General features: G+C 38.2%; 28 protein-coding genes. 17 read left to right on the top strand and 11 right to left on the bottom strand.

What is annotated here, in order from left to right:
- Nucleotides 1-390: 390 nt before the first annotated feature.
- The 5 genes from maeB to EHE21_RS11110 all read left to right on the top strand — a co-directional run bounded on the left by maeB (nt 391) and on the right by EHE21_RS11110 (nt 9,159).
- Nucleotides 391-2,673, top strand: coding sequence for an NADP-dependent oxaloacetate-decarboxylating malate dehydrogenase (gene maeB, locus EHE21_RS11130; protein WP_194950717.1), 2,283 nt, complete (start codon nt 391-393; stop codon nt 2,671-2,673).
- A 182-nt stretch (nt 2,674-2,855) separates the two neighbouring features.
- The gene (locus tag EHE21_RS11125; RefSeq protein WP_194950716.1) at nt 2,856-3,725 is read left to right on the top strand and encodes a ChaN family lipoprotein; all 870 of its coding nucleotides are present in this window, start codon (nt 2,856-2,858) and stop codon (nt 3,723-3,725) included.
- A gap of 45 nt (nt 3,726-3,770) precedes the next feature.
- Nucleotides 3,771-4,553 (top strand): energy transducer TonB family protein, encoded by a 783-nt coding sequence (locus tag EHE21_RS11120; RefSeq protein ID WP_228766671.1) that lies wholly within the window; start codon nt 3,771-3,773, stop codon nt 4,551-4,553.
- A gap of 27 nt (nt 4,554-4,580) precedes the next feature.
- Nucleotides 4,581-6,749 carry a S9 family peptidase gene (locus EHE21_RS11115; protein WP_194950714.1) on the top strand — a complete coding sequence of 723 codons (2,169 nt, stop codon included), beginning with the start codon at nt 4,581-4,583 and terminating at the stop codon, nt 6,747-6,749.
- A 166-nt stretch (nt 6,750-6,915) separates the two neighbouring features.
- Nucleotides 6,916-9,159, top strand: coding sequence for a TonB-dependent receptor (locus EHE21_RS11110; protein ID WP_194950713.1), 2,244 nt, complete (start codon nt 6,916-6,918; stop codon nt 9,157-9,159).
- 105 nt (nt 9,160-9,264) lie between these two features.
- On the opposite strand, the gene xseA is transcribed toward EHE21_RS11110, so the two are convergent.
- Nucleotides 9,265-10,647: an exodeoxyribonuclease VII large subunit gene (gene xseA, locus EHE21_RS11105; RefSeq protein WP_194950712.1), complete on the bottom strand. Its 1,383-nt coding sequence runs from the start codon at nt 10,645-10,647 to the stop codon at nt 9,265-9,267.
- Nucleotides 10,648-10,816: 169 nt separating this feature from the next.
- Between xseA and guaB the strand changes: the two genes are divergently transcribed.
- The 3 genes from guaB (at nt 10,817) to EHE21_RS11090 (ending at nt 15,377) form a co-directional block, all read left to right on the top strand.
- On the top strand, nt 10,817-12,283 hold the full coding sequence (guaB, locus tag EHE21_RS11100; RefSeq protein ID WP_194950711.1) for an IMP dehydrogenase: 1,467 nt from the start codon (nt 10,817-10,819) through the stop codon (nt 12,281-12,283).
- Nucleotides 12,284-12,384: 101 nt separating this feature from the next.
- The gene (gene guaA / locus EHE21_RS11095; RefSeq protein WP_194950710.1) at nt 12,385-13,962 is read left to right on the top strand and encodes a glutamine-hydrolyzing GMP synthase; all 1,578 of its coding nucleotides are present in this window, start codon (nt 12,385-12,387) and stop codon (nt 13,960-13,962) included.
- Between the two features lie 218 nt (nt 13,963-14,180).
- A complete protein-coding gene (locus EHE21_RS11090) occupies nt 14,181-15,377 on the top strand; it encodes a tyrosine-type recombinase/integrase (protein ID WP_194950709.1) in 1,197 nt (398 codons plus the stop codon).
- A gap of 195 nt (nt 15,378-15,572) precedes the next feature.
- On the opposite strand, the gene EHE21_RS11085 is transcribed toward EHE21_RS11090, so the two are convergent.
- Genes EHE21_RS11085 through EHE21_RS11075 form a run of 3 tightly spaced genes read right to left on the bottom strand, consistent with a single transcriptional unit; the run spans nt 15,573 to nt 16,884 of the window.
- A complete protein-coding gene (locus EHE21_RS11085) occupies nt 15,573-15,770 on the bottom strand; it encodes a hypothetical protein (RefSeq protein ID WP_036936127.1) in 198 nt (65 codons plus the stop codon).
- Between the two features lie 2 nt (nt 15,771-15,772).
- Entirely contained in the window at nt 15,773-16,414 is a 642-nt protein-coding gene (locus EHE21_RS11080; protein WP_194950708.1) for an MT-A70 family methyltransferase, read from the bottom strand.
- Nucleotides 16,411-16,884, bottom strand: coding sequence for a class I SAM-dependent methyltransferase (locus tag EHE21_RS11075; protein ID WP_194950707.1), 474 nt, complete (start codon nt 16,882-16,884; stop codon nt 16,411-16,413). Before EHE21_RS11075 ends, EHE21_RS11080 begins: the two co-directional genes overlap by 4 nt.
- 320 nt (nt 16,885-17,204) lie before the next feature.
- Between EHE21_RS11075 and EHE21_RS18990 the strand changes: the two genes are divergently transcribed.
- Nucleotides 17,205-17,336 (top strand): hypothetical protein, encoded by a 132-nt coding sequence (locus tag EHE21_RS18990; RefSeq protein ID WP_258165033.1) that lies wholly within the window; start codon nt 17,205-17,207, stop codon nt 17,334-17,336.
- A gap of 153 nt (nt 17,337-17,489) precedes the next feature.
- Here EHE21_RS18990 and EHE21_RS11070 read toward each other — a convergent pair whose 3' ends face one another.
- From EHE21_RS11070 to EHE21_RS11040, 7 genes are all read right to left on the bottom strand, one after another.
- Complete coding sequence (locus EHE21_RS11070) at nt 17,490-17,948, bottom strand: ASCH domain-containing protein (RefSeq protein WP_194950706.1); 459 nt, start codon at nt 17,946-17,948, stop codon at nt 17,490-17,492.
- A gap of 23 nt (nt 17,949-17,971) precedes the next feature.
- Complete coding sequence (locus EHE21_RS11065; protein ID WP_194950705.1) at nt 17,972-18,241, bottom strand: hypothetical protein; 270 nt, start codon at nt 18,239-18,241, stop codon at nt 17,972-17,974.
- Nucleotides 18,242-18,296: 55 nt separating this feature from the next.
- A complete protein-coding gene (locus EHE21_RS11060; RefSeq protein ID WP_194950704.1) occupies nt 18,297-18,554 on the bottom strand; it encodes a helix-turn-helix transcriptional regulator in 258 nt (85 codons plus the stop codon).
- Between the two features lie 44 nt (nt 18,555-18,598).
- Nucleotides 18,599-19,639, bottom strand: a complete 1,041-nt coding sequence (locus EHE21_RS11055) for a RecT family recombinase (RefSeq protein WP_194950703.1) — start codon at nt 19,637-19,639, stop codon at nt 18,599-18,601.
- 45 nt (nt 19,640-19,684) lie between these two features.
- Complete coding sequence (locus EHE21_RS11050; protein ID WP_194950702.1) at nt 19,685-21,409, bottom strand: PD-(D/E)XK nuclease-like domain-containing protein; 1,725 nt, start codon at nt 21,407-21,409, stop codon at nt 19,685-19,687.
- The gene (locus EHE21_RS11045; protein WP_004243375.1) at nt 21,396-21,557 is read right to left on the bottom strand and encodes a hypothetical protein; all 162 of its coding nucleotides are present in this window, start codon (nt 21,555-21,557) and stop codon (nt 21,396-21,398) included. The genes EHE21_RS11050 and EHE21_RS11045 overlap by 14 nt, the downstream gene beginning before the upstream one ends.
- Before the next feature lie 248 nt (nt 21,558-21,805).
- Entirely contained in the window at nt 21,806-22,414 is a 609-nt protein-coding gene (locus EHE21_RS11040; protein ID WP_004243373.1) for a hypothetical protein, read from the bottom strand.
- A 134-nt stretch (nt 22,415-22,548) separates the two neighbouring features.
- Here EHE21_RS11040 and EHE21_RS11035 point away from each other — a divergent pair, with 134 nt between their 5' ends.
- From EHE21_RS11035 to EHE21_RS11000, 8 genes are all read left to right on the top strand, one after another.
- Complete coding sequence (locus EHE21_RS11035; RefSeq protein ID WP_228766670.1) at nt 22,549-22,770, top strand: hypothetical protein; 222 nt, start codon at nt 22,549-22,551, stop codon at nt 22,768-22,770.
- Between the two features lie 142 nt (nt 22,771-22,912).
- Nucleotides 22,913-23,134, top strand: a complete 222-nt coding sequence (locus EHE21_RS11030) for a hypothetical protein (RefSeq protein WP_004250866.1) — start codon at nt 22,913-22,915, stop codon at nt 23,132-23,134.
- A 1-nt stretch (nt 23,135) separates the two neighbouring features.
- The gene (locus EHE21_RS11025; RefSeq protein ID WP_194950701.1) at nt 23,136-24,071 is read left to right on the top strand and encodes a DnaT-like ssDNA-binding domain-containing protein; all 936 of its coding nucleotides are present in this window, start codon (nt 23,136-23,138) and stop codon (nt 24,069-24,071) included.
- Complete coding sequence (locus tag EHE21_RS11020; protein WP_194950700.1) at nt 24,040-24,522, top strand: replication protein P; 483 nt, start codon at nt 24,040-24,042, stop codon at nt 24,520-24,522. Before EHE21_RS11025 ends, EHE21_RS11020 begins: the two co-directional genes overlap by 32 nt.
- A gap of 222 nt (nt 24,523-24,744) precedes the next feature.
- Nucleotides 24,745-25,158, top strand: a complete 414-nt coding sequence (locus EHE21_RS11015) for a hypothetical protein (protein ID WP_194950699.1) — start codon at nt 24,745-24,747, stop codon at nt 25,156-25,158.
- Nucleotides 25,155-25,550 (top strand): RusA family crossover junction endodeoxyribonuclease, encoded by a 396-nt coding sequence (locus EHE21_RS11010; RefSeq protein WP_063073783.1) that lies wholly within the window; start codon nt 25,155-25,157, stop codon nt 25,548-25,550. The genes EHE21_RS11015 and EHE21_RS11010 overlap by 4 nt, the downstream gene beginning before the upstream one ends.
- A gap of 119 nt (nt 25,551-25,669) precedes the next feature.
- A complete protein-coding gene (locus EHE21_RS11005) occupies nt 25,670-26,032 on the top strand; it encodes a phage protein NinX family protein (RefSeq protein ID WP_194950698.1) in 363 nt (120 codons plus the stop codon).
- Entirely contained in the window at nt 26,025-26,366 is a 342-nt protein-coding gene (locus tag EHE21_RS11000; RefSeq protein WP_194950697.1) for a hypothetical protein, read from the top strand. The genes EHE21_RS11005 and EHE21_RS11000 overlap by 8 nt, the downstream gene beginning before the upstream one ends.
- The last annotated feature ends 73 nt before the right edge of the window (nt 26,367-26,439 follow it).

Here is a 26,439-nt window from a genome sequence, read left to right as displayed (position 1 = left end):
TAAAAAAGAAAATAACCAAAAAGACTAACAAAACATCTAATTCTATAAAATCTTTATAGTTACAATGAGTTGTACAGAGGTAAGACTATTTTAAAAATAATCAACAAGTGAAAATAGTTATTGTTTTTTTAAACTATATAAAAAATTTAATTATTTTAAATGTTAATTTAATATCTGGTAAATAATAAACAAATATTGTCTTTTTTCTGTTCGAGTTTATTACACAGATGAAATTAAATAGCGTTAATAATATACCTATAACTAGGTATTAATTGTTTATAATGAATCTAGTTTACTAATTTGAAAAAAGTGTCGGAGCCGTCATGATTTAACGCTCCATTACCATTATACTAACGAAGCCCTTACCCTATTGATACAAAGGATATGAAGATGGAAGACAAATTAAAACAAAGCGCTCTAGATTTTCATGAATTTCCCGTACCTGGCAAAATCACAGTAACACCGACAAAACCACTCACAACTCAACGTGATTTAGCATTAGCTTATTCACCGGGTGTCGCCGCTCCTTGTTTAGAAATTGCAGCAGATCCTCTTGCCGCTTATCGCTACACAGCCAAAGGCAACCTTGTCGCGGTGATTTCAAATGGTACTGCGGTACTTGGACTTGGAAATATCGGTGCCTTAGCAGGTAAGCCTGTGATGGAAGGTAAAGGCGTTTTGTTTAAGAAGTTTTCTGGCGTTGATGTTTTTGACATCGAAGTTAATGAGACAGATCCTGATAAACTTGTTGATATTATTGCGTCATTAGAGCCAACATTTGGTGGTATTAACCTCGAAGACATTAAAGCACCAGAGTGTTTCTATATTGAGAAAAAACTGCGTGAGAAAATGAACATTCCTGTATTCCATGATGATCAGCATGGTACAGCGATTATTTCTACAGCAGCCATTCTCAATGGCTTACGTATTATTAAAAAAGAGATCAGCAAAGTAAAATTAGTGGTATCAGGAGCTGGTGCTGCATCTATTGCTTGTATGAACTTATTGGTTGCTTTAGGGCTAACACGTGAAAACATCACTGTATGTGACTCTAAAGGGGTTATCTACCGCGGTCGTGAAGCCAATATGGCAGAAACTAAAGCGGCTTATGCGATTGAAGATAACGGTACTCGTACATTAGATGATGTTATTAATAATGCCGACATCTTCTTAGGTTGTTCAGGGCCGGGCGTATTAACGCAAGAAATGGTCAAAAAAATGGCACGCGATCCACTTATTCTCGCGCTTGCCAATCCAGAGCCTGAAATTTTACCACCGCAAGCAAAAGCAGTACGTTCAGATGCGATTATCTGCACAGGACGTTCTGACTACCCAAATCAGGTTAATAACGTATTGTGTTTCCCATTCATCTTCCGTGGTGCATTAGACGTTGGTGCGACGGCAATTAATGAGGAGATGAAACTTGCTTGTGTTCATGCTATTGCAGAATTGGCATTGGCAGAACAAAACGAAGAAGTTGCTTCTGCCTATGGTGATCAGGAGCTCTCTTTTGGTCCTGAATACATTATTCCAAAACCATTTGATCCACGTTTGATTGTGAAAATTGCGCCAGCAGTTGCAAAAGCAGCGATGGATTCAGGTGTTGCAACACGCCCAATTGAAGACTTCTCTGCTTATATCGAACACCTTAATGAGTTTGTTTATAAAACGAACTTATTTATGAAACCTATTTTCTCTCAAGCGAAAAAAGAGAAAAAACGCATTGTGTTAGCAGAAGGGGAAGAAAATCGCGTACTGCATGCAACACAAGAGCTAGTAACATTAGGATTAGCGACACCAATCTTAATTGGTCGCCCTAGTGTGATTGAAATGCGTATTCAGAAATTGGGTTTACATATTAAAGCGGGTAAAGACTTTGAAGTGGTGAATAATGAAAACGATCCACGTTTCAAAGAGTACTGGCAAGAATATCACCAAATCATGAAACGTCGCGGTGTATCACAAGAGCAAGCTCGCCGTGCAATGATTGGTAATCCAACACTGATTGGTGCCATTATGGTTCGCCGAGGTGAAGCAGATGGCCTGATTTGCGGTACTGTAGGTAGCTATTCTGAACATTTTGAAATCTACAAAAATGTGTTTGGCTTACGTGAAGGGATGGAAACGGCTGGAGCAATGAATGCACTGTTATTGCCAAGTGGTAACACCTTTATTACGGACACTTACGTCAATGAAGATCCAACCGCAGAACAACTAGCAGATATTACGATTATGGCTGCTGATACTATCCGTCGCTTTGGTATTGAGCCAAAAGCAGCGTTGGTTTCTCGTTCAAGCTTTGGCTCATTTGATAGTCCATCTTCAATCAAACTCAGAAAAGCATTAGAGATAATCAAACAACGCGCACCTGAATTAGAAATTGATGGTGAAATGCATGCAGATGCGGCATTAGTAGAATCTATTCGTCGTGACGTGATGCCAGATAGCCCATTAAAAGGCTCTGCAAACCTATTAGTTATGCCAACAATGGAAGCCGCACGTATTAGCTATAACTTATTACGTGTAACGAGTTCTGATGGTGTAACAGTAGGGCCAGTATTAATGGGTGTTGCTAAACCAGCTCACATTTTGACACCAATTGCGTCAGTACGTCGTATCGTGAATATGGTGGCATTAGCTGTTGTTGAAGCTCAGGCACAATCTCAAAACTAATTGTCTCTAATTAGATAGTTCCATCCATAAAGCGCCTTTTATCAGGCGCTTTTTTTGTGTTTCTAAAATAGGTACAAAAGCATTAAATGAAAATTAATATAAGAATGATATTGATAATTATTAGCAATAATATTAACCTATTCGCCCAACTAAAATAAGTATATATAACTAATAGGATGATTATGTTTTTCTCAATATCAAAAAGGATCTTGCTACTAGTTTCATTTATTAGTCTTTCAGCATGTCATTCGATAGAAAAACAACCGGCATCAACTGTAGATCTGGCAATTATTCAGTCGGCAAACATCATTGATACTCAGACTGGGCAATCCATCACGGCAGATACACTGCTAACACGGTTAGCAAGCCAATCACGTGTGATTATTGGTGAAAAACATGACAATGCTTATCATCATGATATTGAATATTGGTTGATGACAGAGCTGCCTAAAAAACGCCCTCAAGGTGCGGTTTTACTTGAGATGCTAACACCAAGCCAACAATCATTAGTTGATAACACAAAGAAACGTTATTCAGGCTCTGAATACTTACGTGATGAGAGATTAATGGCTGCATTGAAATGGAATTCAGGCTGGCCTTGGAAATGGTATGGCAACATTGTTAAAGCAGGGTTGAGTGCTGATTATCCTTTGTTAGCCGCCAATATTGATCGCAGTGAAATATCTAGTGCGTATAAAAATCCTCCTATTATTGATGGTGTGCATTCAACTGATACATCCGTTCGCCAACTCATTCAAAAAACAATCGAGCTTTCTCATGGTGGTGAGCTTGATAAAACTCAAGCAGAAAAAATGACAGTTATTCAGCAATTGCGTGATCGTGCAATGGCTAAAAGTTTATTAGATGCTCCGACACCCGCACTTTTAATTGCTGGCTCTTTTCATGCGACAAAAGTAATGGGTGTGCCTTTACACGTTGCTGATTTAGCACCGAATGAAAGCGTGACAGTCGTGATAATGGCAGAAGAGGGAAGTGATGTTACTTCAGTTCATGCCGATTATCTTTGGATAACACCTGTCGCATTACCTTAATTTCTTGATAACACGAATATGCTTATTTCTTCTTGTATGGATCAAATGCCAAAATTTCAGCTTTGTAGTTCTAAAGCTTTAATTTTGGCTATCGGTGTACATGCTATTTTTGTCATGGCTTATTTTTATTTCAATAAAGAGAATACGGTATTTATACAAGAGCCTGAATTAGCTGTAATGATGAGCTTAAGTGAAAACGTACAAGCACTCAGCGATGAAAAACAGGTTGTAGGCGTCGATCAACAACTTGCGGTAGCGAGCCAAAAAAAGGTAGAGCAAGATGTTGCTGAAAAACAGCCTGATCTTATTGTGAATGAAAATGCAGACATCTTGCTAGAAAAACCGAAAAAAAGAGTCAATGTAGAGCAAACAGCTAAAGTGACACCGATTACCTCTCCAGTAAAGCCAGCACCCACTATTAGTGAAAATGTGTCTAGCCAATCAGCGCCTTCAAGTAGTCGCTCGGCGGCGAGACAACAATCTAATGATGTTAGTGCAAATTATGACAGCGATTCAGATAGCTCAGAAAGCGCGTTAGCATTATGGCAAGCTAAAACTAAAGGGCACCTTAATCGCTATAAAGCCTATCCTGAAGAAGCAAAAAGCAAAGGTAGAACCGGTATTTCTAAAGTGCGCTTTTTTGTTGATGAACAAGGTTATGTCATCTCTAGTGAATTAATTCTCAGTAGTGGCGTGCGCTCTTTAGACAGAGAAGCACAAAGAGTACTCAAACGTGCGGAGCCCTTACCTATACCACCAGTAGAGTTACTGACGAAAGGTAAAATAATGGTTGAAATGCCAATTGAGTTTTCTACACTAACGTTCTAACGACAGGTCAAAAGGAAATAAAACGTTATGTTAATCGCAACAAAAAAACGGATGACGTTGAAATTAACGAGTGCGATCATGGCATTGTTAATTTCAGCAACACCTGCATTGGCTCAAAATCAGAAGGACTCCCTAGTGATGCCACCAAAAGCGAACAAAGTACCTCATGTGATGACAGATCATGGAGATACGCGCACAGATAATTATTATTGGCTACGAGATGATTCACGCAAAGATCCTAAAGTGCTTGATTATCTGAATGCTGAAAATGCTTATACCGAATCAGTGATGAAAGAAGGTAAAGCCCTTGAAGAAACACTCTTCAATGAAATGGTCAGCCGTATGGCTCAAAACGATGAGTCTGTGCCTTATATTTATAATGGCTATACTTATCGTACTATTTATCAAGAAGGTAAAGATTTTCCAATTTATCAGCGCAAGCCAGTTAATAGCGAAGGTGAGTGGGAAGTCCTTGTTGATGGAAACGAACGTGCTAAAGGGCATGAGTTCTATCAATTAGGTGATTTGACCATTAGCCCAGATAACAAACGTATTGCTATTGCGGAAGATAAGGAAGGGCGCAGAAACTATAATGTTGCCTATAAAGATTTATCGGATAACACATGGAAAGAGAATGTGTTAACCAATATTTCAGCAAACTTAGTGTGGGCAAATGATAGCAAAACACTATTTTATGTTGATAAAGATCCGCAAACACTATTGCCTTATCAAATTTATCGCCATCAATATGGCACTGATCGTAAACAAGATGTCAAAATCTTCGAAGAAAATGATGATCGCTTTTATACATGGATGGGTAAAAGCAAATCTGAAGACTACATTTTGGTCTCTATTGAAAGTTCAACCACCTCAGAGTCTCGTTTAATTGACGCGAATGCACCAGAAAAACCGATGGTTATTTTTTCTGCACGTCAAGAAGGACGTGAATATGATATCGACCATTTTAATGGCGAATTCTATATTCGTTCGAATCATGAGAGTGAATTGTTTGGTCTTTATAAAACAGCCTCAATTGATAAGCCTTGGGAAACCGTCATTGCGCCACAAAAAGATGTCGATTTAGAAGGTTTTGATCTCTTTAATCGCTGGTTGGTTGTTGAAGAAAGAAAACAAGGTTTAGTGTCATTACGTCAAATTGATTGGAAAACAGGTCAATCAACCAATGTTACGTTTGACGATCCTGTTTATATGGCATGGTTAGGATTTAACCCTCAAGCAGATAGTGAAGAGCTTCGCTTTGGTTATACTTCTATGACCACACCATCTTCAACTTATCAATGGAATATGCAAACGCACCAAAAGCAACTGCTTAAACAGCAAGAGGTAAAAGGCTTTGAACGCGATCTGTATGAAAGTGAACGTACTTGGGTAAAAGCACAAGACGGTGTTGAAGTTCCAGTATCATTGGTTTATCGCAAAGACTTATTTAAGAAAGGTGAAAACCCTATCTTAATTTATGGTTATGGCTCTTACGGTAGTAGCATTGACCCTTCATTTAGCTCACCTCGTTTAAGTTTGTTAGACCGAGGCTTTGTCTATGCGATTGTACATGTGCGTGGCGGTGGTGAATTAGGTAAGCGTTGGTATAACCAAGGTAAAATGGAACATAAAGTTAATACTTTCACCGACTTTATTGATGCCACTAAATACCTAATTGCCAATGGTTACGGAGCACCTAAACACGTTTACGCTATGGGCGGCAGTGCGGGTGGTTTATTAATGGGCGCTGTTGTGAATATGGCACCAGAATTATACCGTGGTGTTGTATCTCAAGTTCCATTTGTGGATGTTGTGACAACCATGCTTGATGCTTCAATTCCTTTAACAACAGGGGAATATGAAGAGTGGGGAAATCCTGCGGATAAAGACGTTTATTTCCGTCTAAAATCATATAGCCCATACGACAATGTCGTTGCTAAAGCCTATCCTCATTTACTCGTCACAACGGGATTACATGATTCACAAGTGCAATATTGGGAGCCTGCAAAATGGGTTGCTAAATTGCGTGAATTAAAAACAGATAATAACCTACTATTACTTGATACTAATATGAGTGCAGGACATGGTGGTAAATCAGGACGTTTTAATCGCTTACGCGATACGGCAAAAGAATATGCCTTTATTCTGATGTTAGAACAACCTGAAGTCTATTTTAAAGCTCAAAATATAAAATAGAATAATCTGTAATAATAAATAAGTTTAATAAAATTAGCCTGTCTCTCTTTAAGAGAGACAGCGCTATTATTTAAATCGAATATAACAATAATAATATTTTCTAGTTTAATTACTTTATATAAAGCAACGTGAGCCTATTTAAATAAAAATAAAGAATAGGTTTATTATGAAATTTACAAGGAAAATACTTAGCACTCTTATTTTATTTTCGAGTGTTAATCATCCTGTCATCGCATCTGAAGCGGATAAAGCGGTTCAATTTAGTAGCTTAAAAGTTTCATCAGCACAAAAAGAAACACCAGAACAGAAAGCATTAGGAAAACCGGGCGCTTATAGTTCTATTGGTGAAATTAATAATCTCGAATCTGTTGAACAAGCATTACGATCAACACCGGGTACGTATACTCAAATGGATGTAAGCCAACCTGGTGTTAGTGTTAATATTCGCGGACTTAGTGGTTTTGGGCGCGTTAATATGATGGTAGATGGTGTTACACAAACTATGTATAGCACATCACCCAGTCAATATGCGCATGGCGCACAACCTTACAATCAATTTAATACCATGATTGATCCGAATTTTATTATTAAAATCGATATTTCTCGTGGTCAACAAGATGGTGAAAACAGTATTAATGCCCTAGCAGGAAGTGCTAATTTTAAAACCATTGGTGTTGAAGATATTTTATTTGAAAACCACTCTTGGGGGATAAGAAGTAAAGCGGCTGGTGGTACGAATGGCTTAGGTTATAATGGTATGGTTGCGGTGGCAGGCCAACGTTCATTATTTAATGATAATGGTACAGTGGGGGCGATGCTTGCGTTAAGTGGACACAAAATAGAGTCTTCTTATAAAAATGGTGCTGGTTTTAATAGTGAAGAATTTTCGACAAGCAAAGAATTTAATCAAAGGCCACACTCAGAACTCACTAAAATAAATATAAAGCCGAATGATTCTCATGAATTAGAATTAAGCGGTCGTTTTTATAACAACAATTTTAATCGTCGCAAAATAGATGCTAAAGATTATTATGCAAAATATCGCTATACACCGTTAAATGATTTATTTGATGGTGAAATTCTGCTTAGCCACAGCCAAGCCTCACAAAAATTTGAGGGTGATTCTCTTGTGAGTTTACGAGAAGCGAATGCCAAAAATATATCAGACTCACTAGTGGCGAAAAATACCAGTCGCTTTAATTACGGTGAATTGGATATGGCATTAACACTTGGCTCAAAATTAATGTCAACAGAATACAAACGTAGTGTTATTGCACCTTCTACTGATCCGTGGCAATCACAAAATATGGTTGAATATAATTCCTTTGCGCCTCAAGGAAAAAATGATTTAACCAGCTTCTTCTCACAAATGAAATTTGAATACGATATTTATACTCTCGACCTAAATTTAAATTATGTCGATTATCATATTAAAGGGCGAAAACCTGCTTGCGATCCACGCGCAGCTTGCTTCCCTGAAGGTGAATGGAATGTCAATCGCCATGATAGAAATTGGGATCCGGGAATGTTACTTTCTGCTGAAATTATTCCTGAATTTCAACCATTTGTCAGTTATGCACAAACGATGAGAGCACCCACATCACAAGAGATTTTCTTTGCCAATGAAGGTGGTGCTTCAATGAATCCATTTTTAAAAAGTGAAAAGGCCGATACTGTTCAATTGGGTTTCAATAGCTATCGTCCTGATTTAATTATTGAAGGTGACAGCTTACGATTTAAAGGGTTGTGGTACCACACAAAAATTAAAGATTACATTTCTAGTGATTCTTATTTTGTTTGTAAAGGTGGTGTGCGTTGTAAAAATGACGGCTCTTTAACGGATGAAGATTATGCGGGAATTGAATATGATGGCAATATTTTCCTGTATACCAATAGCCTTGAGCCTGTAACTTTGCGGGGTTATGAACTTCAAGCAAATTATGATGCAGGGGTATTTTATACAAACCTTTCTTATAGCGATCAGCGTACATCTCAACCAACTTCGATTGCCAGTACAGACTTTGGTCAAACACCTGCCTCTGAATTACCTAAGTATTATGCCACTATTGATACTGGTGTTCGCTTCTTTGATGACCAGTCATTAGAACTAGGTACAGTGATCCAAATAACAGGGAAATCGCGTAAATCTTCACCTGAAGGTGTTGATTTTGATACGGGTAAAGTCCCTATGGTGCAACAAGATAATATCCCGACAGTTATTGATCTTTATAGTAATTACAAAATTAATAAAAATATTTCTTTGAAATTTGCAGTGCATAATTTAATGAATAAAAACTATTCTAATGCGCTTGATAGAAGTAATTCAGCGCCAATGATGCAAGATCCGGGAAGTAATACTCAAACTGCCCGAGGTCGAAGCTACTTATTTGCAGGAGAAGTACGCTTTTAATGTAACGTAATGATTATCTTAAAGTATAAATAATAAAAACGGCATCAATATTATTCTGATGCCGTTTTCCTTTTGTATTTATATTGACCTATATTTGATAGGAGGTTAATCATCATTTTTAGAGGTGGTCTTACGTTTAGCTCTTATCTTTTGCGTTTTAACCACTTCACTGGTGATCCAACCATCTTCAACACGCGTTTTTAGCGGATCACCTACTTTCACCTGTTTGGTATTTTTCAGCACTTCTCCAGACTCTGTTTCACTAATACTGTAACCGCGAGAAAGTGTTGCGAGAGGACTCACACTTTCTAAACGAGAACAGCTAATCGCGAATTGTTCACGTTGACGAGATAGCTGTTGTGAAATACTTTCTCGCATACGGTAAATCAACAGCTGTTGTTGGCGAAGTAATGCTTGAATTTGGGAACTAGGCTCTTGGTAAGTAAGGCGTTTTTGTAGTTGTGTTTGTTGATGTTGCTTGGTTTGTAATAACCGTTGAAAACTAGCAACTAAACGCTGTTGTGTTGAAGCTAATACATTTTGCTGACGAGCAAGACGTAAATGAGGATGCTGTTGCTGTAAACGATGATGAAGCTGTGTTATTGCACGTAATTTTTTCGCCAAATAGTAATCCATCGCCATTTCAAGGCGTTGTTGCTGTGATTGCAATTGGCGCAATAGCTCAAGTTTGTTACGACTAATAAGTTCTGCTGCAGCTGAAGGGGTTGGGGCTCTAAGGTCGGCAATAAAATCAGCAATAGTGACATCAGTTTCATGACCAACAGCACTTACAATCGGAATTTCACTGGCAAAAATAGCACGAGCAACGCGTTCATCATTAAATGCCCAGAGATCTTCTAACGAACCACCGCCACGACCAACAATTAAAACATCACATTCTTTACGGCGGTTAGCCAGTTCGATGGCATGAACAATCTGCATAGGCGCTTCAGCACCTTGAACGGCAGTTGGATAGATAAGAACAGGCAAAGAGGGATCACGACGACGAAGAATATTTAAAATGTCGTGTAGTGCTGCTCCTGTTGATGAAGTGATAACACCAATTTGTTTAGCGGGTGATGGCAGGGGTTTTTTATGAATAGCATCAAATAAACCTTCTGCACTGAGTTTTTGTTTTAATAGCTCAAACTGTTGTTGTAAAAGCCCGTCACCAGCAGGTTGCATACTCTCAACAATCAATTGGTAATCACCTCTTGGCTCATACAATGTAATTGTTGCACGCACTAAAACTTGCTGACCATGCTGAGGGCGAAAAGTAACTTTAGTATTTTGCCCACGAAACATCGCCGCTCTAATTTGGGCATTGGTATCTTTTAACGTAAAATACCAATGACCAGAAGAGGGTTGAGTAAAATTGGAAATTTCAGCGCTGATCCAAATGCGACCCATTTCCATTTCTAATAACTGGCGAACGGTCTTATTTAGACGGCTAACAGTAAAAATATTATTGTTTATCGGTAGTGTCATGTGAGCCAGATCAAATTTTAAAACAAAGACTTAATTGATTGATACTACCTAAGTTAGTGGCAGGATCAATAAAAATTTTGAAAAAAAGCTAGAAGCAACCGATTACGGTGTGTATAATTCCGCGGCAATATTTTCTATTTCCTAAAAGCCGCCTTGGTGAGATATTGCTATGTTACGAATTAAAAAAGAAGCACTTACATTTGATGATGTTTTGTTAGTTCCTGCACACTCCACTGTTCTTCCTAATACTGCCGACTTGTCTACTCAACTGACTGAAACAATCCGCCTAAATGTTCCTATGCTTTCTGCTGCAATGGATACTGTGACTGAAGCGCCTTTAGCTATCGCATTAGCTCAAGAAGGTGGAATTGGTTTTATCCACAAAAACATGTCTATCGAACGTCAAACTGAAGAAGTTCGTCGTGTGAAAAAACATGAAAGTGGTGTTGTCACTGATCCTATCACCGTAACACCAGAAACTTCTTTACGTGAAGTTCAAGCAATGACTGAACGCAATGGCTTTGCGGGTTACCCTGTTGTGACTAATGACAACGAATTAGTAGGTATTATTACTGGTCGTGATGTTCGTTTTGTTACTGATTTAGACCAACCTGTTACTGCGGTAATGACACCAAAAGAGCGCTTAGTGACTGTACAAGAAGGCGAAGCACGAGATGTTGTTATGCAAAGAATGCATGAAAAACGTGTAGAGAAAGCCTTAGTGGTTGATAACAACTTCCACCTGAAAGGTATGATCACTGTAAAAGACTTCAAGAAAGCAGAACGTAAACCAAATGCTTGTAAAGACGAACATGGTCGTTTACGTGTTGGTGCTGCTGTTGGGGCGGGTGCAGGTAATGAAGAGCGTGTCGCTGCATTAGTTGCTGCTGGTGTTGACGTTTTACTTATTGACTCATCTCACGGTCACTCTGAAGGTGTATTACAGCGTATTCGTGATACTCGTGCATTATATCCAAATCTACCTATTATTGGTGGCAACGTTGCAACCGCAGAAGGCGCATTAGCACTAGCAGATGCAGGTGTGAGCGCAGTTAAAGTAGGTATTGGCCCAGGCTCAATTTGTACAACACGTATCGTAACGGGTGTTGGTGTACCACAAATTACTGCTATTGCAGATGCTGTTGAAGCGCTGAAAGATCGCAACATTCCTGTTATTGCAGATGGTGGTATCCGTTTCTCTGGCGATATTGCAAAAGCATTAGCAGCAGGTGCAGCGTGCGTTATGGTTGGTTCAATGTTTGCAGGTACTGAAGAATCTCCGGGCGAAATCGAACTGTTCCAAGGTCGTTCTTATAAATCTTATCGTGGCATGGGTTCATTAGGTGCGATGTCTAAAGGCTCATCAGATCGTTACTTCCAAACCGACAATGCAGCAGACAAATTAGTACCAGAAGGTATCGAAGGCCGTGTTGCTTATAAAGGTTTATTGAAAACTATCGTGCATCAACAAATGGGTGGTTTACGCTCGTGCATGGGCTTAACAGGCTGCGCAACAATTAAAGAGTTGAATACCAAAGCTGAATTTGTTCGTATCAGTGGTGCAGGTATTCAAGAAAGCCACGTCCATGATGTAACCATCACGAAAGAATCGCCTAACTATCGCTTAGGTATGTAATTTATTCCGAGAAAGGCTTGTTTTAGTTATTACCGTGTTTTAATTATAAATTGGCAAGCCTTTCAACTTTATGACTTTATCTGTTTTGGAATTCACCACAAATGACAGCAAATATCCATAATCATCGCATTCTTATCCTTGATTTCGGTTCACAGTATACGCAGCTTATTGCTCGTCGTATCCGTGAAATCGGCGTTTATTGTGAACTCTGGGCATGGGATGTTACAGAAGAACAAATTCGTGAATTTAATCCTAATGGTATTATTCTGTCTGGTGGCCCTGAAAGTACTACTGAAGACAACAGCCCTCGCGCACCAGAATACGTATTCAATGCAGGCGTTCCTGTATTAGGAATTTGTTATGGTATGCAAACGATGTCGATGCAATTAGGTGGCGACGTCGAAGTTTCTGGTGAGCGTGAATTTGGTTATTCACAAGTTGAAATTCGTGAAACTTGTGCACTATTCCGTGATATTCAAGATTCAGTTAGCGAAGATGGTAAACCATTATTAGATGTATGGATGAGCCACGGCGACAAAGTAACTGCTATTCCATCAGACTTTGTAACAGTAGCAAGCACTGAAACTTGCCCATTTGCTATTATGGCGAATGAAGAAAAACGTTTTTATGGTGTTCAATTCCACCCTGAAGTTACACATACCCATCAAGGTTTAGCGATTTTAAAACGTTTTGTTTTAGATATCTGTGGTTGTGATGCGCTGTGGACTTCTGCTGCAATTATTGAAGACACTGTTGCTCGTTTAAAAGAGCAAATTGGTGATGATCACGTTATTTTAGCGTTATCAGGCGGTGTTGACTCATCAGTAACTGCATTATTGTTAAACCGTGCAATTGGTAAGCGTTTAACATGTGTATTTGTTGATAACGGCTTATTGCGTCTGAATGAAGCAGAACAAGTCATGGAAATGTTTAAAGGTAAATTTGACCTAAATATTATCCATGTTGAAGCGGAAGAGCGTTTCTTAACTGCGTTAAAAGGCGAGAACGATCCTGAGAAAAAACGCAAAATCATTGGTCATACATTCATTGAAATCTTTGATGAAGAAGCTGTTAAACAGCCACAAGTTAAATGGTTAGCACAAGGTACTATCTATCCTGATGTGATTGAGTCTGCTGCATCTGCAACAGGTAAAGCTCATGTGATTAAATCGCACCATAACGTAGGTGGTTTACCAGACGATATGAAACTGGGCTTAGTTGAGCCATTAAAAGAACTGTTTAAAGATGAAGTGCGTAAGATTGGTTTAGAGTTAGGATTACCATACAACATGCTTTATCGTCACCCATTCCCGGGTCCAGGTTTAGGGGTTCGCGTATTAGGTGAGATCAAGAAAGAATACTGTGATTTATTACGTCGCGCTGATGCTATCTTTATCGAAGAACTGCATAAAGCTGATTTATATAATAAAGTAAGCCAAGCATTTACCGTGTTCTTACCTGTACGTTCAGTGGGTGTTATGGGCGACGGTCGTAAATATGACTGGGTTGTTTCATTACGTGCAGTTGAAACTGTGGATTTTATGACAGCGCATTGGGCACATCTACCATATGACTTCTTAGGTCGCGTTTCTAACCGTATTATCAATGAAGTTAGTGGTATTTCCCGTGTTGTTTATGATATCAGCGGTAAACCACCAGCAACGATTGAGTGGGAATAAAATACCGTTTATCAGCAATAGTTGATAAAGGTTAAAAAAACAAGAGCCATCAGTAAGTTACTGGTGGCTTTTTTGTTTTCTATGGTTGGTGATGGTTGACAAGAACCGAAAAAAATGACGGTATATGTGACGGTATCAAAATATAAATTATAAAATTAAGACACTGATACCGTCATGAATTTGCTGTCATTTGACGGTATCAGCATTGAGGTTATAGCATGCTGACCGATACAAAACTAAGAAGTTTAAAGCCACAAGACAAGCTTTATAAAGTGTCTGATCGAGATGGTTTATACGTTGCAGTGACAAAAAGTGGTGTTATTTCATTTAGATATGATTATCGTTTTAATGGAAGGAGAGAAACGGTTACTTTTGGTCGATACAGTGCTGACGGTATCACGCTTGCAGAAGCAAGAGCTGAATTAATTGAAGCAAAAAGGCTGCTAAGCGCAGGCATATCGCCAGCTTCAAAGAAACGTGACGGTATTGAGAGTAAAAAAATAGGGACGGTATTCAAAGACTATACCGTCAATTTCCTTAATGATGCCCAATATGCTGACTCTACAAGGGCCATGAAAGAAGCAATTATTGAAAAAGAAATCTATCCTGTATTCGGCAAGCTTCAGCTAGAAGAGATCACCACACCAAGGCTTAGAGCTTTGTGTGAAAAGATAAAGGATAGAGGCGCAAAAGCGACCGCATTACAAGTACGTGAGATTGTTGGATCTGTTTTTACTTATGCCATAGATAGAGGTTATGAAATTACTAACCCAGCAGATGCAATAAAGGCATCTTCGATAGGGACTTTTCAGGCACGAGAAAGGGCAATGTCACCGAAAGAAATCGGTATCTTATTTCGTGAACTAGAAAACTATAGTTGTTATCCAACCTTAAAATTGGCCGTTAAATTTGTCTTGCTAACATTAGTCAGAAAGTCTGAGTTTATTCACGCTACATGGGATGAAATAGACTTTAAAAATAGACAATGGGTGATCCCTAAAGGGCGAATGAAGGGGAGAAAAGAGCATGTTATTTATCTCTCTGATCAAGCAATGGATATCCTAACTGGTATGAAAGTTTGTGCGATGGGAAGTGATTACTTAATGCCTGGTCGATATGATATTAAAAAGCCACTTTCTAATGCTGCATTGAATAACGTGATTGATGGCACCGTAAAACGTATCAATGAAAAAGGTATTGAGTTCGAACCAGTTACCGTTCACGATTTACGACGCACAGCAAGCACGCTATTGCACGAAGCAGGTTATAACTCAGATTGGATAGAGAAATGTTTAGCACACGTTCAAAATGGCGTTAGAGCCGTTTACAACAAAGCTGAATATGCTGAACAGCGTAGGAAGATGTTACAAGAGTGGGCTGATATGGTGGATGAATGGATAAAAGAGAAAGATTAACGCTCGGTCATTCTTCGCCAAGTGTTTTATAAGCAAGTAGTGACGATAGGTAAAGCACACCGACAATAGGCCAGATTGTTGAGTAAAACAGTCTGGCCACAATATCTTTTATATTGTCGCTTTCGTGCTTAGATTCTGAAAACAGGTATCCAGCAAGCCATAAGTACACAGCTAATAATGTGAGTAAAATAATCATTAGCCGTTTTTCCTTTTGTACTGAGCGTGATCATCCCCACACTCTTTAGAGCAGTAAGCGCTGTTCTCTGTTACAGGCTCTTCACGACACCAGATACAAAATCCAGTTAAGCTTTTGGCCGGTGGCTCTCTGTTTGCTAATGCGGTGTTGATTTGTAGAGCCGTTAAGTCATTAGCATCATCTGCGATATCAGGCATATTTATTCCTTACAAATAAAATGAGAATTGATAAGTTCGATACTGTTGTTAGGACATTGATTGCCCCATGCATCCCAACCTTGTGACATGTTACGAGCGAATAGCTCAATGCGATTTACATCACCGTACAACTGTTCAAGACGGTTTTTTACTTCCCACGGTTTTTCGCTATGCTCACCTAAACAACTAAATACGATTTGCTTAACGCTAGCACTAATGCGCTGTAATCCATTGCCTCGAGTAGCGATTAAAACATCTTCACTATTGGCTCTGGTGTAGTTACCTCCATTCATTTTTGTTTCAGCATCTAATAGTTCAAACAGGTCGTGATAATTAAATAACTCGCTGTTTTTAATAGCTTTATCAATTCGTTGCCATGCTAAAGGGTTAAACTTAACCCATGTAAAAGCTTTCATTGTGCGGACTTTAAAGCCCCAAGCTTCAGCTAATTTAATAGCCTCGAGTACAAAATTACCTGTATACCACATGGCAAGAACTGCGTTATCAGATGCAATAGAGTGAATAGGGATATGAGTTAAATTGAAGAGGGATGTTGTTGGATAATGATTTTTAGCAGCACCGTTTGAAACTTTATTTTTGTAATCCCACGGAGGATCACAATATATAAGGTCATATTTTTTCATTCGTTCCCTTTATAAAATGCTATCCAGTGTGTTTTATCGTTTTTCCCTACACGCTGAACGGCAGTTGGTTTTTCATTGGTTAAAGCTAATATTTGTTTAACGGATATTTGAGTTTCATTCCACTTAAACAATAAGGTTCCATTTGGCTTTAACACACGAAATGCTTCAGTAAATCCTTTTTTTAAATCTTCTTTCCATGAGTCTTTATTTAACGAACCGTATTTTTTAAACATCCAGCTATTTTTGCCAACTCTAATTAAATGAGGTGGATCAAATAGCACTTGATAAAATGTATTATTAGGAAATGGAAGATTTTTAAAATCAGAAATAATATCTGGTGTTATATTTAAAATTCTTCCATCACATAAAATATGTTCTTCTGCTCTAATATCATTAAATAAAACTCGGTCGTCTTGTTTATCAAAATAAAACATACGAGAGCCACAGCACATATCAAGTATTGGCTTCATTGTATCCTCTGAATTTTAGGTATAAAAAACCCTGCTAGTGCAGGGCATCGTTTCAAATTTTTTTTGCTCTTTTTTTTGCTTTCATTATTAACCTTTCATAACAATAATTCATAACAAAAAAACTAATTAATGAGAAAATTGCAATTAAAAAACTGAAATATGATATTAGAAAAAACATCCCAAGAAAAGGAAATATAAATGATAACAACTTAAACAATCCAAAAACTCTATACTTAAAAATTATTATTTTTATTTTGTCAAGTTCATCACCAGAAGATATAAATAATGAAAAAATAAAAAATGAGTTTAATGAAAGAGACATGGAAAAGAAGAATATTGATAAATATATTTCCACTAACTCAATCATACTGGCTGTTTTAAAATTAAAACTAAGCATTCCTATAAAAAAAGTTGCTGAAATTATTGATAAGGATGCTGATGATATAAAATAAAAATTATACTCCTTGTTTCTATAGTGCTCATCGGATAGCAGATCGATATCTTCTCGCACGGAAGGCGTATGTGAAAATAGCTTTCGATAAAGTTTTATACATTTATTTTTCATACTGTTGATAAATATTTTTCAGAATTACATTACTATGACTTTACTTCTTTATATAGTAAAACTCAATCACCCATACCCATTCGTTATTTACCCAGCTATCAATTCCATATATTGCAATCCATTCCACAGCAAAGTAAGAAGTATGTGCATTTAATTTCCCGTTAAATCCCTCGGCTTCTGCATCACTTTCGCTGATATTGTTTACTTGCTGAACCCAAACATCAGTAATTTCAATTTTTCCTTTGATATTACCGTCCTTGTTTGCAATGTTGATAATGTCGCCAATCTCACCATACGGGCAATCAACATCAACAAATCCATGCCGCCATGCTGCGCATACTTGCTCTGATAGTGTGTAACCATCTTGCCATGCACTAAGATAGCGTAACCCATCTTCGGTTACTTTTGGTTGTGGTTTAATTGGCCTGCGTGTCTGTGTTTTTCTGCCATCTATGACAGCCTTTAGCATTACATCGTTAAACTTGATTCTGTCTTTCATATTCATTCTTCCGCATTGCATCCTTACCAATAAACCATGACAGCCGTTGCTAAAAATGCACTTTTAACATCTTTGCTTGATTCATGGTAATACGCTGAATAACCAGGCTTGGGAACTGCTTTGAAATAACAAATATCTACCTTGTTGTGTTTTTCCCAAAATTGGCGGTCACTCTCATCTATTTCTCCAGACTCAATGGCTGAATTAATCACCTCGTTGGCGGTATGCTCCCCTTTCATTAGTAGCGTTTGAATACTATCGTTGCTAATTTGTATAATTGATGGATGTTTCATCGTCATTCCTCTTCATTGCATCCTTACACTGAGTTCTTTGGTTAACGGGTAGGGGTTAGGCGTTACTCACAAACTGACCAGCTTCATTACGCTTACGTTCGGTGTAACACTTAGGTGTCTCTCTTGATTGAGAACGTTTTTTCAACCACTCATCTACTTCTTCCGCTTCCCAAGCAACACAGCGCACCGACAAATACATACGCTTTGGAAAATCACCTTTCTTCTCTAAAGTGCGAATAGTTGAGCGAGAAAGTCCTGTTAGCTTTAAAACAGCAGGCATACGAATAGGGTTGATAGGTAATTTAATATTCATATTTAAACTCCTTGCGGAGCTGTATCGCTCCGCTTTAAATAGGATCACTGGTATTCAGGGCGCATATCATCAAGTGTGATAGAGAAAGACTCGTATAATTCATCACCAAGTTTTCTTTTGCTTGATTTTAGTAGCTTGTCTACTTTTTCAAATGCTTCTGTGGCTTCTGGTGAGCCAGATTCAGGAAGTGAGTTGATAGAAGCTTCTAAGGCATTACGTGCATCAATGCGGTGGTATGCCTGTACTGCTTTATTTTTTAATTCAGTAAACAGGTTGATCCCCATTTCATTTTTTAAGTTCTCAATTTCTGCACGAATATTTTTAGCTTCTTCGACAGTTTGAACATCATCAATAGCTAATCTAAATGCTTGCGCATCGAACTTAGGTATAAACTCGCCTTGAGCTTCTTTTACAGGTTCAGCATTATTTGATTGTTTCTGGGTAGTGATTTCATTAATGCTTACACGTTCTTTCGGTGGGGTGATGTCTTTAATCGGACGATCTTCAAGTTCTTCTGGTGTATACACACCTAGGATAACTTCAGGGCAATAAAGACGGGCCCAATATTTTACAGCGAGATACGCGATTTGTTGCTTAGGCATTGTTTTCCAAAGTGGTGAGTTTCTCGTCTGTACGTCAGCAAGGTAAACAGGCTCACCCCATGTAATTTCTTCTTCACCTCTTAAAATTGCACCGACTTCAATAAATAAACCCGATTCATCACGTTTATCTTTCATGCCTACAATCTTTTCCCAGTCGCCACCGTATTTGTAATGGAATCGACCTACAACAGCATTTGAACTGGTAATAACTGCATTTACTAATTGGGCTTCATAACCAAGCACACCATTGATGACATGAGTTTTTTGACCGACAACGAAAGGATCCATTCCCCAACGTGCGGACTGCATTGTGATAGCAAGACAATCAGATGGTTTACCTTGCAGATGTCTTGGCACCGTTGCTGTACCTGATGCCATTAGCTCCGCAAATTTGACAATACGGTCTAATGATTCAGGATTAAAAAGTAATGATGTGTTATTCATTACTGATTGATTTCTTTCGAGAGTTGCTACTTCTGACATAATATTTACTCCAAACGTGCGCCTGATTGTTCAAGCGCAGTTTTATTAAGCGACTTCGTTTTGCAGTTCTTCTAACTTTCTCTGCTCAAAGTCAGTGATATCGATAGTGAGAGTAGTGGTGATAGGCGCTGGCCAATATCCTGTATCCATAGCTTCACGGATATCACGCAGTGTCTTTTTGTACTCAGCACGACCCAGTTCAAGTAATTCAGGAGAGGCTTCAACGATAGCAACCCAGTGGTAATGCTCATCTTTGTTAACGAATATCCAGAAGAACTGATCCAGCATTGCTACATCACAATACATAGCTGCACTGATGTGATAATCGCGATTAATGATTTCTCTGCGGATCATGGATTCAATGGCATCTTGTTTAAATCGACCAAGTGCTACTGATTTGAGGTCAAAACCTAATCGGTTATTTTCTGTTTGAATTTCGATATCAGGACGAACACGAATTTCAAGACCAGTATCTTCATCAATGCCGTAGTAGCTCACTTCTGATACGCGGTTAGGGTGGTTTAATAAACTGGATGCTTCTTTGTGGTTCATAACAGCGCTACGCATGTTATTTGCCATTTCATAGTCAACGGTTTGAACATGAATTTTTGAATCATCACTAAGCCATTGGCTAATGATTTCATCTTCAAATACAGCATCAGGGTTCACTTCTTTAATAACCTGCATGAGGTCATCTTTTTTGACGGGTTTTCTAAGTGGCTCAGGCTTACTTACTTCTGACAAATATAATTCGGGGTTGATGTGGTGGTATATCTGCTCAAGTAATGCGTCGGTATTACCTGAGGTTTTCAATGGTGTTGGCAAAGTATCGTTATAGGCTTTGATACAGGCTTTCATTGCTGCACCTGTGAATTTCCCATCCTCTGGAATGGCTTTAAATTCATCGGGTAACTGCATGTATATCTGACCTAGCTCTTCGGCTTTTCCGCTGGTGGAAAGTTGCGGTGTCAGAGTGGCATTATGTTCTTCAATAATTGCTTTTAACTCATCTTGTGAGAGCTTCTTAGGCAACTTATTGTTGTATTCGTCAATCCATGACTTCATTGTTTCCGTTGTTGTAAAGGCACCCTCTGGAATAATTGGCTTAACACTGAATTCAGTATCAAACTTTTCAGGTTCCATTGTTAACGTGTGAAATGCGCTACCTAAGTCGAAACAACGCTTATTTTCACGCTCAATAACTTTTGTTACATGGCGTAACTCGTAATACATCAAACTAATACGAGCATCTTTTAACATCGAACTACTGATACCGTTTGAACTGTGATACACCTCGTTAGGAATATCGGGATAACGACCAGGTTCAAAATAAGCAGGTTGGTCATTTTCTTCCTGTGGAATATCTTCCGTTTCTTTGTGTTGACCGTTTTGGTTATTATTGCTGACATGAAAAATCACCTCGTCCTGAGGTACTTCCTTTTTTTCTACCTCAATTGAGGCGGTTTTTGGATTTATTAATGAGTTAAAGTGATTAACTCTATGACGAACGCTACGCATATCAGGGTTATCAATAAATGACATAATAGCGTTAACGATTTGCTCTTCACTGAGTTCACTGCTGATATTAGGAACCAATGAAAGTGCAAGTAGCGTGATATTAATAAAGTGGTCATATTGCTTAAACTCTTCTTTTTCAATATCACCATTGATATGAGCTGTTAGCGCATCTACTTGTTCGCTATCACTAATATCTTGGTTAAGTAAAAGAGCTTTTGCAATCAACACATTTAAGTGCTTAGTGTCTGACATTTTGTTTACCTACTAATTGTTCTGTTTGTAATGCGAGCTTTCTTACATAAGCCCACTCAATACCGGCTTTAAAATTGTCAAATGACTGTGACTCATTTAAGCCAGATAAGGTAAATACATGCTTACCGTCTTTGATATAAAAGATCATGACTAATCACCAAATTGGTTATGTCTGAGCGCATTAAAAAATCAGTCTCTTTTATCCATATTGTTAAAGAACAAATTAACCGTATTGGTTAACTTATGCTTTTAATAATAACCACAAATTAACCATTGTCAACCATGAAAAACAAATAAATCACCAATATGGTTATGTTTGTTTTTATCACTATGAAATTTAATGATTTATTAAGAGTAAAAAGAAGCCAAGATATGACTTCTTTTTAATGGAGAGGGTTAGTCGTGGGAGATAGGCTGGTTTTTATTAATGATAAATTCAATGAAGTTTTCAATAGCAGCTTGTTCGCTGGCGGGAAGTTTTGAATAGGCTCTTCTATCATAGTTAATAGTGCCTTTATCATTTTTAGGGATTAGTAATTCATAGGCTTGGCGACCCATTGCTTTTGCAATAGCATCAATGCTTTCAGCGGTGGCGCTGGCTTCACAATTGATAATGCGGTTAACCGTTGATTGTGCTAGCCCTGAATCGACAGAAAGCTTAACTCTTGATTTTATTCCATCATTTAACATGAATGTTGTGATGTTATCTGAGAGTATCTTGCCAATTTCAGTCGGAATATATTCTTCTTTTTCTGACTCCGCATGACCTTCTTTTAAGTGGTCTACATCCATCCAATATTTGCTAATTCTAGTCACATATTCAATTTTGCGTGACATTGGATCGGTGAGTTCACGATGACTTTTTAAATCTTTTGGTGATAGGTAACGAGAGATCATACTTGGTGCTACGCCTAACGCATCAGCCAGTAATTTTTGTTTGCCGTTGTAGTAGCGTTCAATAATATAAATCAGGTTATCTTTTCTAATTTCAGCAATGCTTTTCATTTCTCCAAGTCCTTTGGTGTCTATTCTTTATACAAATTTGATTAAGTTATGGTGTATTAAACAAACAAATAACCCTTTTGGTAAAGTACCTAAACGGTTACTATTATTTATTGGTTAATCAAATTGGTGAAATTATGGAAGTTTTCGACTTTAAAAAATTTTGGAATAGCTTAACGATTAAGCAAAGAGAAGCATTTTCTCAAAGAACGGGATATAGCCAATTGTATCTATCACATCAGCTACGCTATGCAAAACGTAAGCCTTCACTAAGTAAACTCAATAAGTTATATGATATTTGTGTTGAGTTCGGTGCAGATACAACCAGAGAGCAATTAATCAATTTCTTTATTCGATAATAATTCAAAGGCTGTTTATAGATAAGGATCACTTCGGTGGTCCTTAATTTTTTTATTGATAACCAATAAATCTTTTTAGGTTGATCTATTTTAAAATAATGGATAATCTTATTGCTAACTAATCATAGAAAAAGAGGTGATGATGAAAATTGTGACTAGAAAGCAAGCCATTGAAAATGGTCTAAGTCGTTTCTATACGGGAAAATTATGTAGACATGGTCATGATTCTGAGCGTTTTACCAGTAATGGTGTTTGTGTTGAATGTTCCGCAATTAATTCATCCAACTACAGAAAAGAAGTCAGCCGATTATTAAAGATGGCTCGTAATAGAAATATTGCTTATGAAGACAATATCAGGGGGTGATATGGCCCGTATCAGGACTATTAAGCCAACATTTTGGACTGATGAGGATATGGCTGAAATATCTGAGTCAGCGTGTTTATTGGCAATAGGGTTATTAAATTACGCTGACGATGAAGGCTATTTCAATGCTAATCCAAAGCTAATAAAAGCGGCTGTTTTTCCAATACGTGAAACCTCCCGTAGTATTCCGGTACTACTACAGGAGCTTTCCAACTGTGGCTATATCAGCTTATTTTCTGCCCAAAATGGGAAGCACTTTGGATTAATAAATAATTTCACAAAACATCAAGTCGTAAACAAGAAAACGCCAAGTAAAATCAAAGAGATGAACCTACTACCGTATGACTACGGTAGCGATACGGTAGGACTACCTTTAGGAAAGGAAGGGAAAGGAAGTATTAAAACAACTCTCTGTAACACGCGCGAAGGAAATTTGCCTGATGTGGATAATGCCATTTTAAATGACAGAGTTCCTGCTGGTGGTTTTAGCGTTGACGGTAAATTTGTGATGTTTGATGAATGGGAACCTGATAGCGATTTTTTACGTAAATCTGCTTTTTGGGGATGCACTTTAACAGAGCCAGTTAAACCAACTGAACTTGCCGAATTTATTACGTACTGGAAATCCGAGGGGAAAGCTAAACATCACGAACAATGGGAAATGGCATTGGCAAAAAGTATTAAATTCCAACGTGCTAAAGCGAATAACAGCAATACTGGAGTAAATAATAATGGCAAATCAGAATTTAAATTCGATCCAAACAGTGGCAAATCAAGAGCCGTACAACTCGTGGAACACAAAATCAGAGAAAAACATGGGCAAGAGTATCTCGACTCTTTGGCTACAAATGACGGAGTTCTATGGGGAGAAATGGACAAACAAGAACGGGACGGAACCCTCATTGATGTGGAAACGAGCACTCAGCGGATTGAATAACGATCAATTCGATTTGATATTTAAATTCTGCATTGAGCGTTGTAGCAATGGTAATCCGTGGCCACCAGAGTTATCTGATGTCATTTCAATGCTTTCTGACAAGCTGGTAGACACTAATGCTTTTGGAATTCCATTTGATGAAATGCTGAGAGATTTCAATAAATACCTAGCAAGACGATGCAATTACCATAGTGCTGAGATGTACCCATTTAGACATCCGGTACAGTATTGGATCTTCACTGACCTTAGGCAAAAGGTATACGACCTTAGGTTGACAGAAGCGGAGGTTGAGAAGCGATTAAATAAAATGATCCGTATGTGGTCTGAGCGAGTACAACGAGGAGAGGTAATACCTAAACCCACGTTAAGACTTGAAGATAAAACCAGACCGAGACCTGCATGGATGGATTTATTAGAAAATGCTGAAAAACGTAAACATAAATCGGCATGAGGTTTATTGGATATCAAAATTCTTAGCGTAATAAACACTGGTGAGTTTTATTTGTTATAGGTATGCGATTGGGTGTCTGAGTAGTGAAAACAGCGTATAGACGATTTGAGAGCGTTTTAAGTGGGTATGAGTTTAATTAAAAACTCTGTTTTTTTATACTTGAAAACATGACCAAATTGGATATATTAAGCGTAATGATTAATCTATTAAGGGTTATCGTATATGAAATTTATGCAGGATTTAGTTGTTGAAATATTACATGACAAGAAAAAACCGCTATCAGTTAACGAAATAACCGAGATTGCCTCAGAGCTTGATGGTAAGAAAAATCGCTCAACGACCAATTATGCGTTGATCAAGTTGATTGAATGCGCCGTTGTTGAGCGCAGAGCGGTAGTCGGAATTGGTTATGTATACACGCTAGCGCCTGATTACATGGAGCGTCTACGTGATTTAGATATCAAAAAAGAAGCCTCTCTAATGACCAAGAAGCCAGCAAAACCTACGGATAAGTATGTTATCTGTCAGAAAGGTTCACTAACCTACGTCAGAAAGAGCTTACCACCGTTACAGCATGGAAAGATTGCTGATATTCATAACCGTATGAACGCAATGCTGGTGGCGGTACGTGCATGAAACAGCAAATTTATTATATCAATCCTGTACCAAAGCCACGTATGACACAGCGTGACGCATGGAAGAAAAGACCCGTTGTCGTTAAGTACCACGCTTTTTGTGACGAGATGAGAGCTAACCATTTTACGTTACCGGAAAGCGGTGCTCACCTAACGTTTGTTATCCCTATGCCTAAATCATGGAGTAAGAAAAAACGCATTGAGATGAATGGAAAACCCCACCAGCAACGTCCTGATGTCGATAACCTGATTAAAGCCGTTATGGACGCCATCTTTGATGAAGATTGCAGGGTGTGGAATATCAGCGCGTCAAAGCTTTGGGGTGAGCAGGGAAAGATAGGGGTAACGTTACCTGAAAATACAGAAAATCATGAACTTATTACCATTCGTTAAGTTCGTGACTGAGTTAATTAATCGTTGAATGAGTTTGGGAAGAAATTATGAGTCAAGAAATTGATGCTATTAGACTTATTCAACAAATCAAACAATCGTGACATGTCACGCAAAGGCAAATGATGAAAATTAAAACCTCAAAACTAAAAGGATTAGCGCTTGATTGGGCGGTAGGTAAAGCCGTTGGCGTTGATGTTCGTATTTATAAAGAGTTTATTGTTGATGCTAATAACTGCGTATATAGCCCATCTAGCGACTGGTTAAAGTGTGGTGAGTTTATTGAGACTTACGCTATCGAACTTATCAATGAGATGTTGAGTAACGATTTCGGACATTATCAAATTGCATGGTCTGCTATCTGTAATTACTTACAAGATGATTATTACGATGGTGATACACCTCAAGAGGCAATTTGTCGTGCTACTGTCGCTGTGGTGTTAGGTGGTGAAGTCGATGTGCCAAAGGAGTTAGTAAATGGCTAAATCACCTGCTGAACGTAAGGCACTACAACGTAAGCGCCAAAAGGAGCTTGGTGTAACAAAGATTGAATTGCTGGTGGATAATCAAGAGCTGGAGATGTTACAGCGTAATTGTGTTCTGCGTAGGCCTGGTCGTGAACCGTATGATGTTGTTGAATACTTGCAGATGCTTATTCGTAAAGATGATGCCGAGTATAAACGACAAGCTGAGGAGCTATCTAAGCGCAAGTGTGAGCGTTGTGGTGAACAATTACCCGTTCAGCAATGCTGTTTATCTGGTGATGCTAAATGTTGGGTAACAAAGGGCTGGCGTGAAATGATGTTGAAGGTAGAATAAACTGATTACTATCAGATTAAGGTTTACTATGGAAAATATATATTGCATTTCAAATTTTTTTTCCGACCTGATG

It is taken from the genome of Proteus sp. GOKU, assembly GCF_015475555.1.
GTDB lineage: Bacteria > Pseudomonadota > Gammaproteobacteria > Enterobacterales > Enterobacteriaceae > Proteus > Proteus mirabilis_B.
The sequence above is the reverse complement of the archived record's forward strand: the minus strand, read 5'-3'. Positions and strand labels throughout refer to the sequence as shown.

Excerpts from the sequence above, each read along its gene's own strand:
- EHE21_RS11040 (WP_004243373.1), bottom strand. The coding sequence starts at position 22,414 with ATGAAAAGCATTGCTGAAATTAGAAAAGATAACCTGATTTATATTATT.
- EHE21_RS11110 (WP_194950713.1), top strand. The coding sequence starts at position 6,916 with ATGAAATTTACAAGGAAAATACTTAGCACTCTTATTTTATTTTCGAGT.
- EHE21_RS11035 (WP_228766670.1), top strand. The coding sequence starts at position 22,549 with ATGGAAGTTTTCGACTTTAAAAAATTTTGGAATAGCTTAACGATTAAG.
- EHE21_RS11070 (WP_194950706.1), bottom strand. The coding sequence starts at position 17,948 with ATGAAAGACAGAATCAAGTTTAACGATGTAATGCTAAAGGCTGTCATA.
- EHE21_RS18990 (WP_258165033.1), top strand. The coding sequence starts at position 17,205 with ATGGAAAAGAAGAATATTGATAAATATATTTCCACTAACTCAATCATA.
- EHE21_RS11020 (WP_194950700.1), top strand. The coding sequence starts at position 24,040 with ATGTGGAAACGAGCACTCAGCGGATTGAATAACGATCAATTCGATTTG.
- EHE21_RS11025 (WP_194950701.1), top strand. The coding sequence starts at position 23,136 with ATGGCCCGTATCAGGACTATTAAGCCAACATTTTGGACTGATGAGGAT.
- EHE21_RS11085 (WP_036936127.1), bottom strand. The coding sequence starts at position 15,770 with ATGCCTGATATCGCAGATGATGCTAATGACTTAACGGCTCTACAAATC.
- guaA (WP_194950710.1), top strand. The coding sequence starts at position 12,385 with ATGACAGCAAATATCCATAATCATCGCATTCTTATCCTTGATTTCGGT.
- EHE21_RS11055 (WP_194950703.1), bottom strand. The coding sequence starts at position 19,639 with ATGTCAGAAGTAGCAACTCTCGAAAGAAATCAATCAGTAATGAATAAC.
- EHE21_RS11050 (WP_194950702.1), bottom strand. The coding sequence starts at position 21,409 with ATGTCAGACACTAAGCACTTAAATGTGTTGATTGCAAAAGCTCTTTTA.
- EHE21_RS11080 (WP_194950708.1), bottom strand. The coding sequence starts at position 16,414 with ATGAAAAAATATGACCTTATATATTGTGATCCTCCGTGGGATTACAAA.
- EHE21_RS11015 (WP_194950699.1), top strand. The coding sequence starts at position 24,745 with ATGAAATTTATGCAGGATTTAGTTGTTGAAATATTACATGACAAGAAA.
- EHE21_RS11030 (WP_004250866.1), top strand. The coding sequence starts at position 22,913 with ATGAAAATTGTGACTAGAAAGCAAGCCATTGAAAATGGTCTAAGTCGT.
- EHE21_RS11005 (WP_194950698.1), top strand. The coding sequence starts at position 25,670 with ATGATGAAAATTAAAACCTCAAAACTAAAAGGATTAGCGCTTGATTGG.
- EHE21_RS11060 (WP_194950704.1), bottom strand. The coding sequence starts at position 18,554 with ATGAATATTAAATTACCTATCAACCCTATTCGTATGCCTGCTGTTTTA.
- EHE21_RS11115 (WP_194950714.1), top strand. The coding sequence starts at position 4,581 with ATGTTAATCGCAACAAAAAAACGGATGACGTTGAAATTAACGAGTGCG.
- maeB (WP_194950717.1), top strand. The coding sequence starts at position 391 with ATGGAAGACAAATTAAAACAAAGCGCTCTAGATTTTCATGAATTTCCC.
- EHE21_RS11000 (WP_194950697.1), top strand. The coding sequence starts at position 26,025 with ATGGCTAAATCACCTGCTGAACGTAAGGCACTACAACGTAAGCGCCAA.
- EHE21_RS11125 (WP_194950716.1), top strand. The coding sequence starts at position 2,856 with ATGTTTTTCTCAATATCAAAAAGGATCTTGCTACTAGTTTCATTTATT.
- EHE21_RS11065 (WP_194950705.1), bottom strand. The coding sequence starts at position 18,241 with ATGAAACATCCATCAATTATACAAATTAGCAACGATAGTATTCAAACG.
- EHE21_RS11075 (WP_194950707.1), bottom strand. The coding sequence starts at position 16,884 with ATGAAGCCAATACTTGATATGTGCTGTGGCTCTCGTATGTTTTATTTT.
- EHE21_RS11045 (WP_004243375.1), bottom strand. The coding sequence starts at position 21,557 with ATGATCTTTTATATCAAAGACGGTAAGCATGTATTTACCTTATCTGGC.
- EHE21_RS11010 (WP_063073783.1), top strand. The coding sequence starts at position 25,155 with ATGAAACAGCAAATTTATTATATCAATCCTGTACCAAAGCCACGTATG.
- EHE21_RS11120 (WP_228766671.1), top strand. The coding sequence starts at position 3,771 with ATGCCAAAATTTCAGCTTTGTAGTTCTAAAGCTTTAATTTTGGCTATC.
- xseA (WP_194950712.1), bottom strand. The coding sequence starts at position 10,647 with ATGACACTACCGATAAACAATAATATTTTTACTGTTAGCCGTCTAAAT.
- guaB (WP_194950711.1), top strand. The coding sequence starts at position 10,817 with ATGTTACGAATTAAAAAAGAAGCACTTACATTTGATGATGTTTTGTTA.
- EHE21_RS11090 (WP_194950709.1), top strand. The coding sequence starts at position 14,181 with ATGCTGACCGATACAAAACTAAGAAGTTTAAAGCCACAAGACAAGCTT.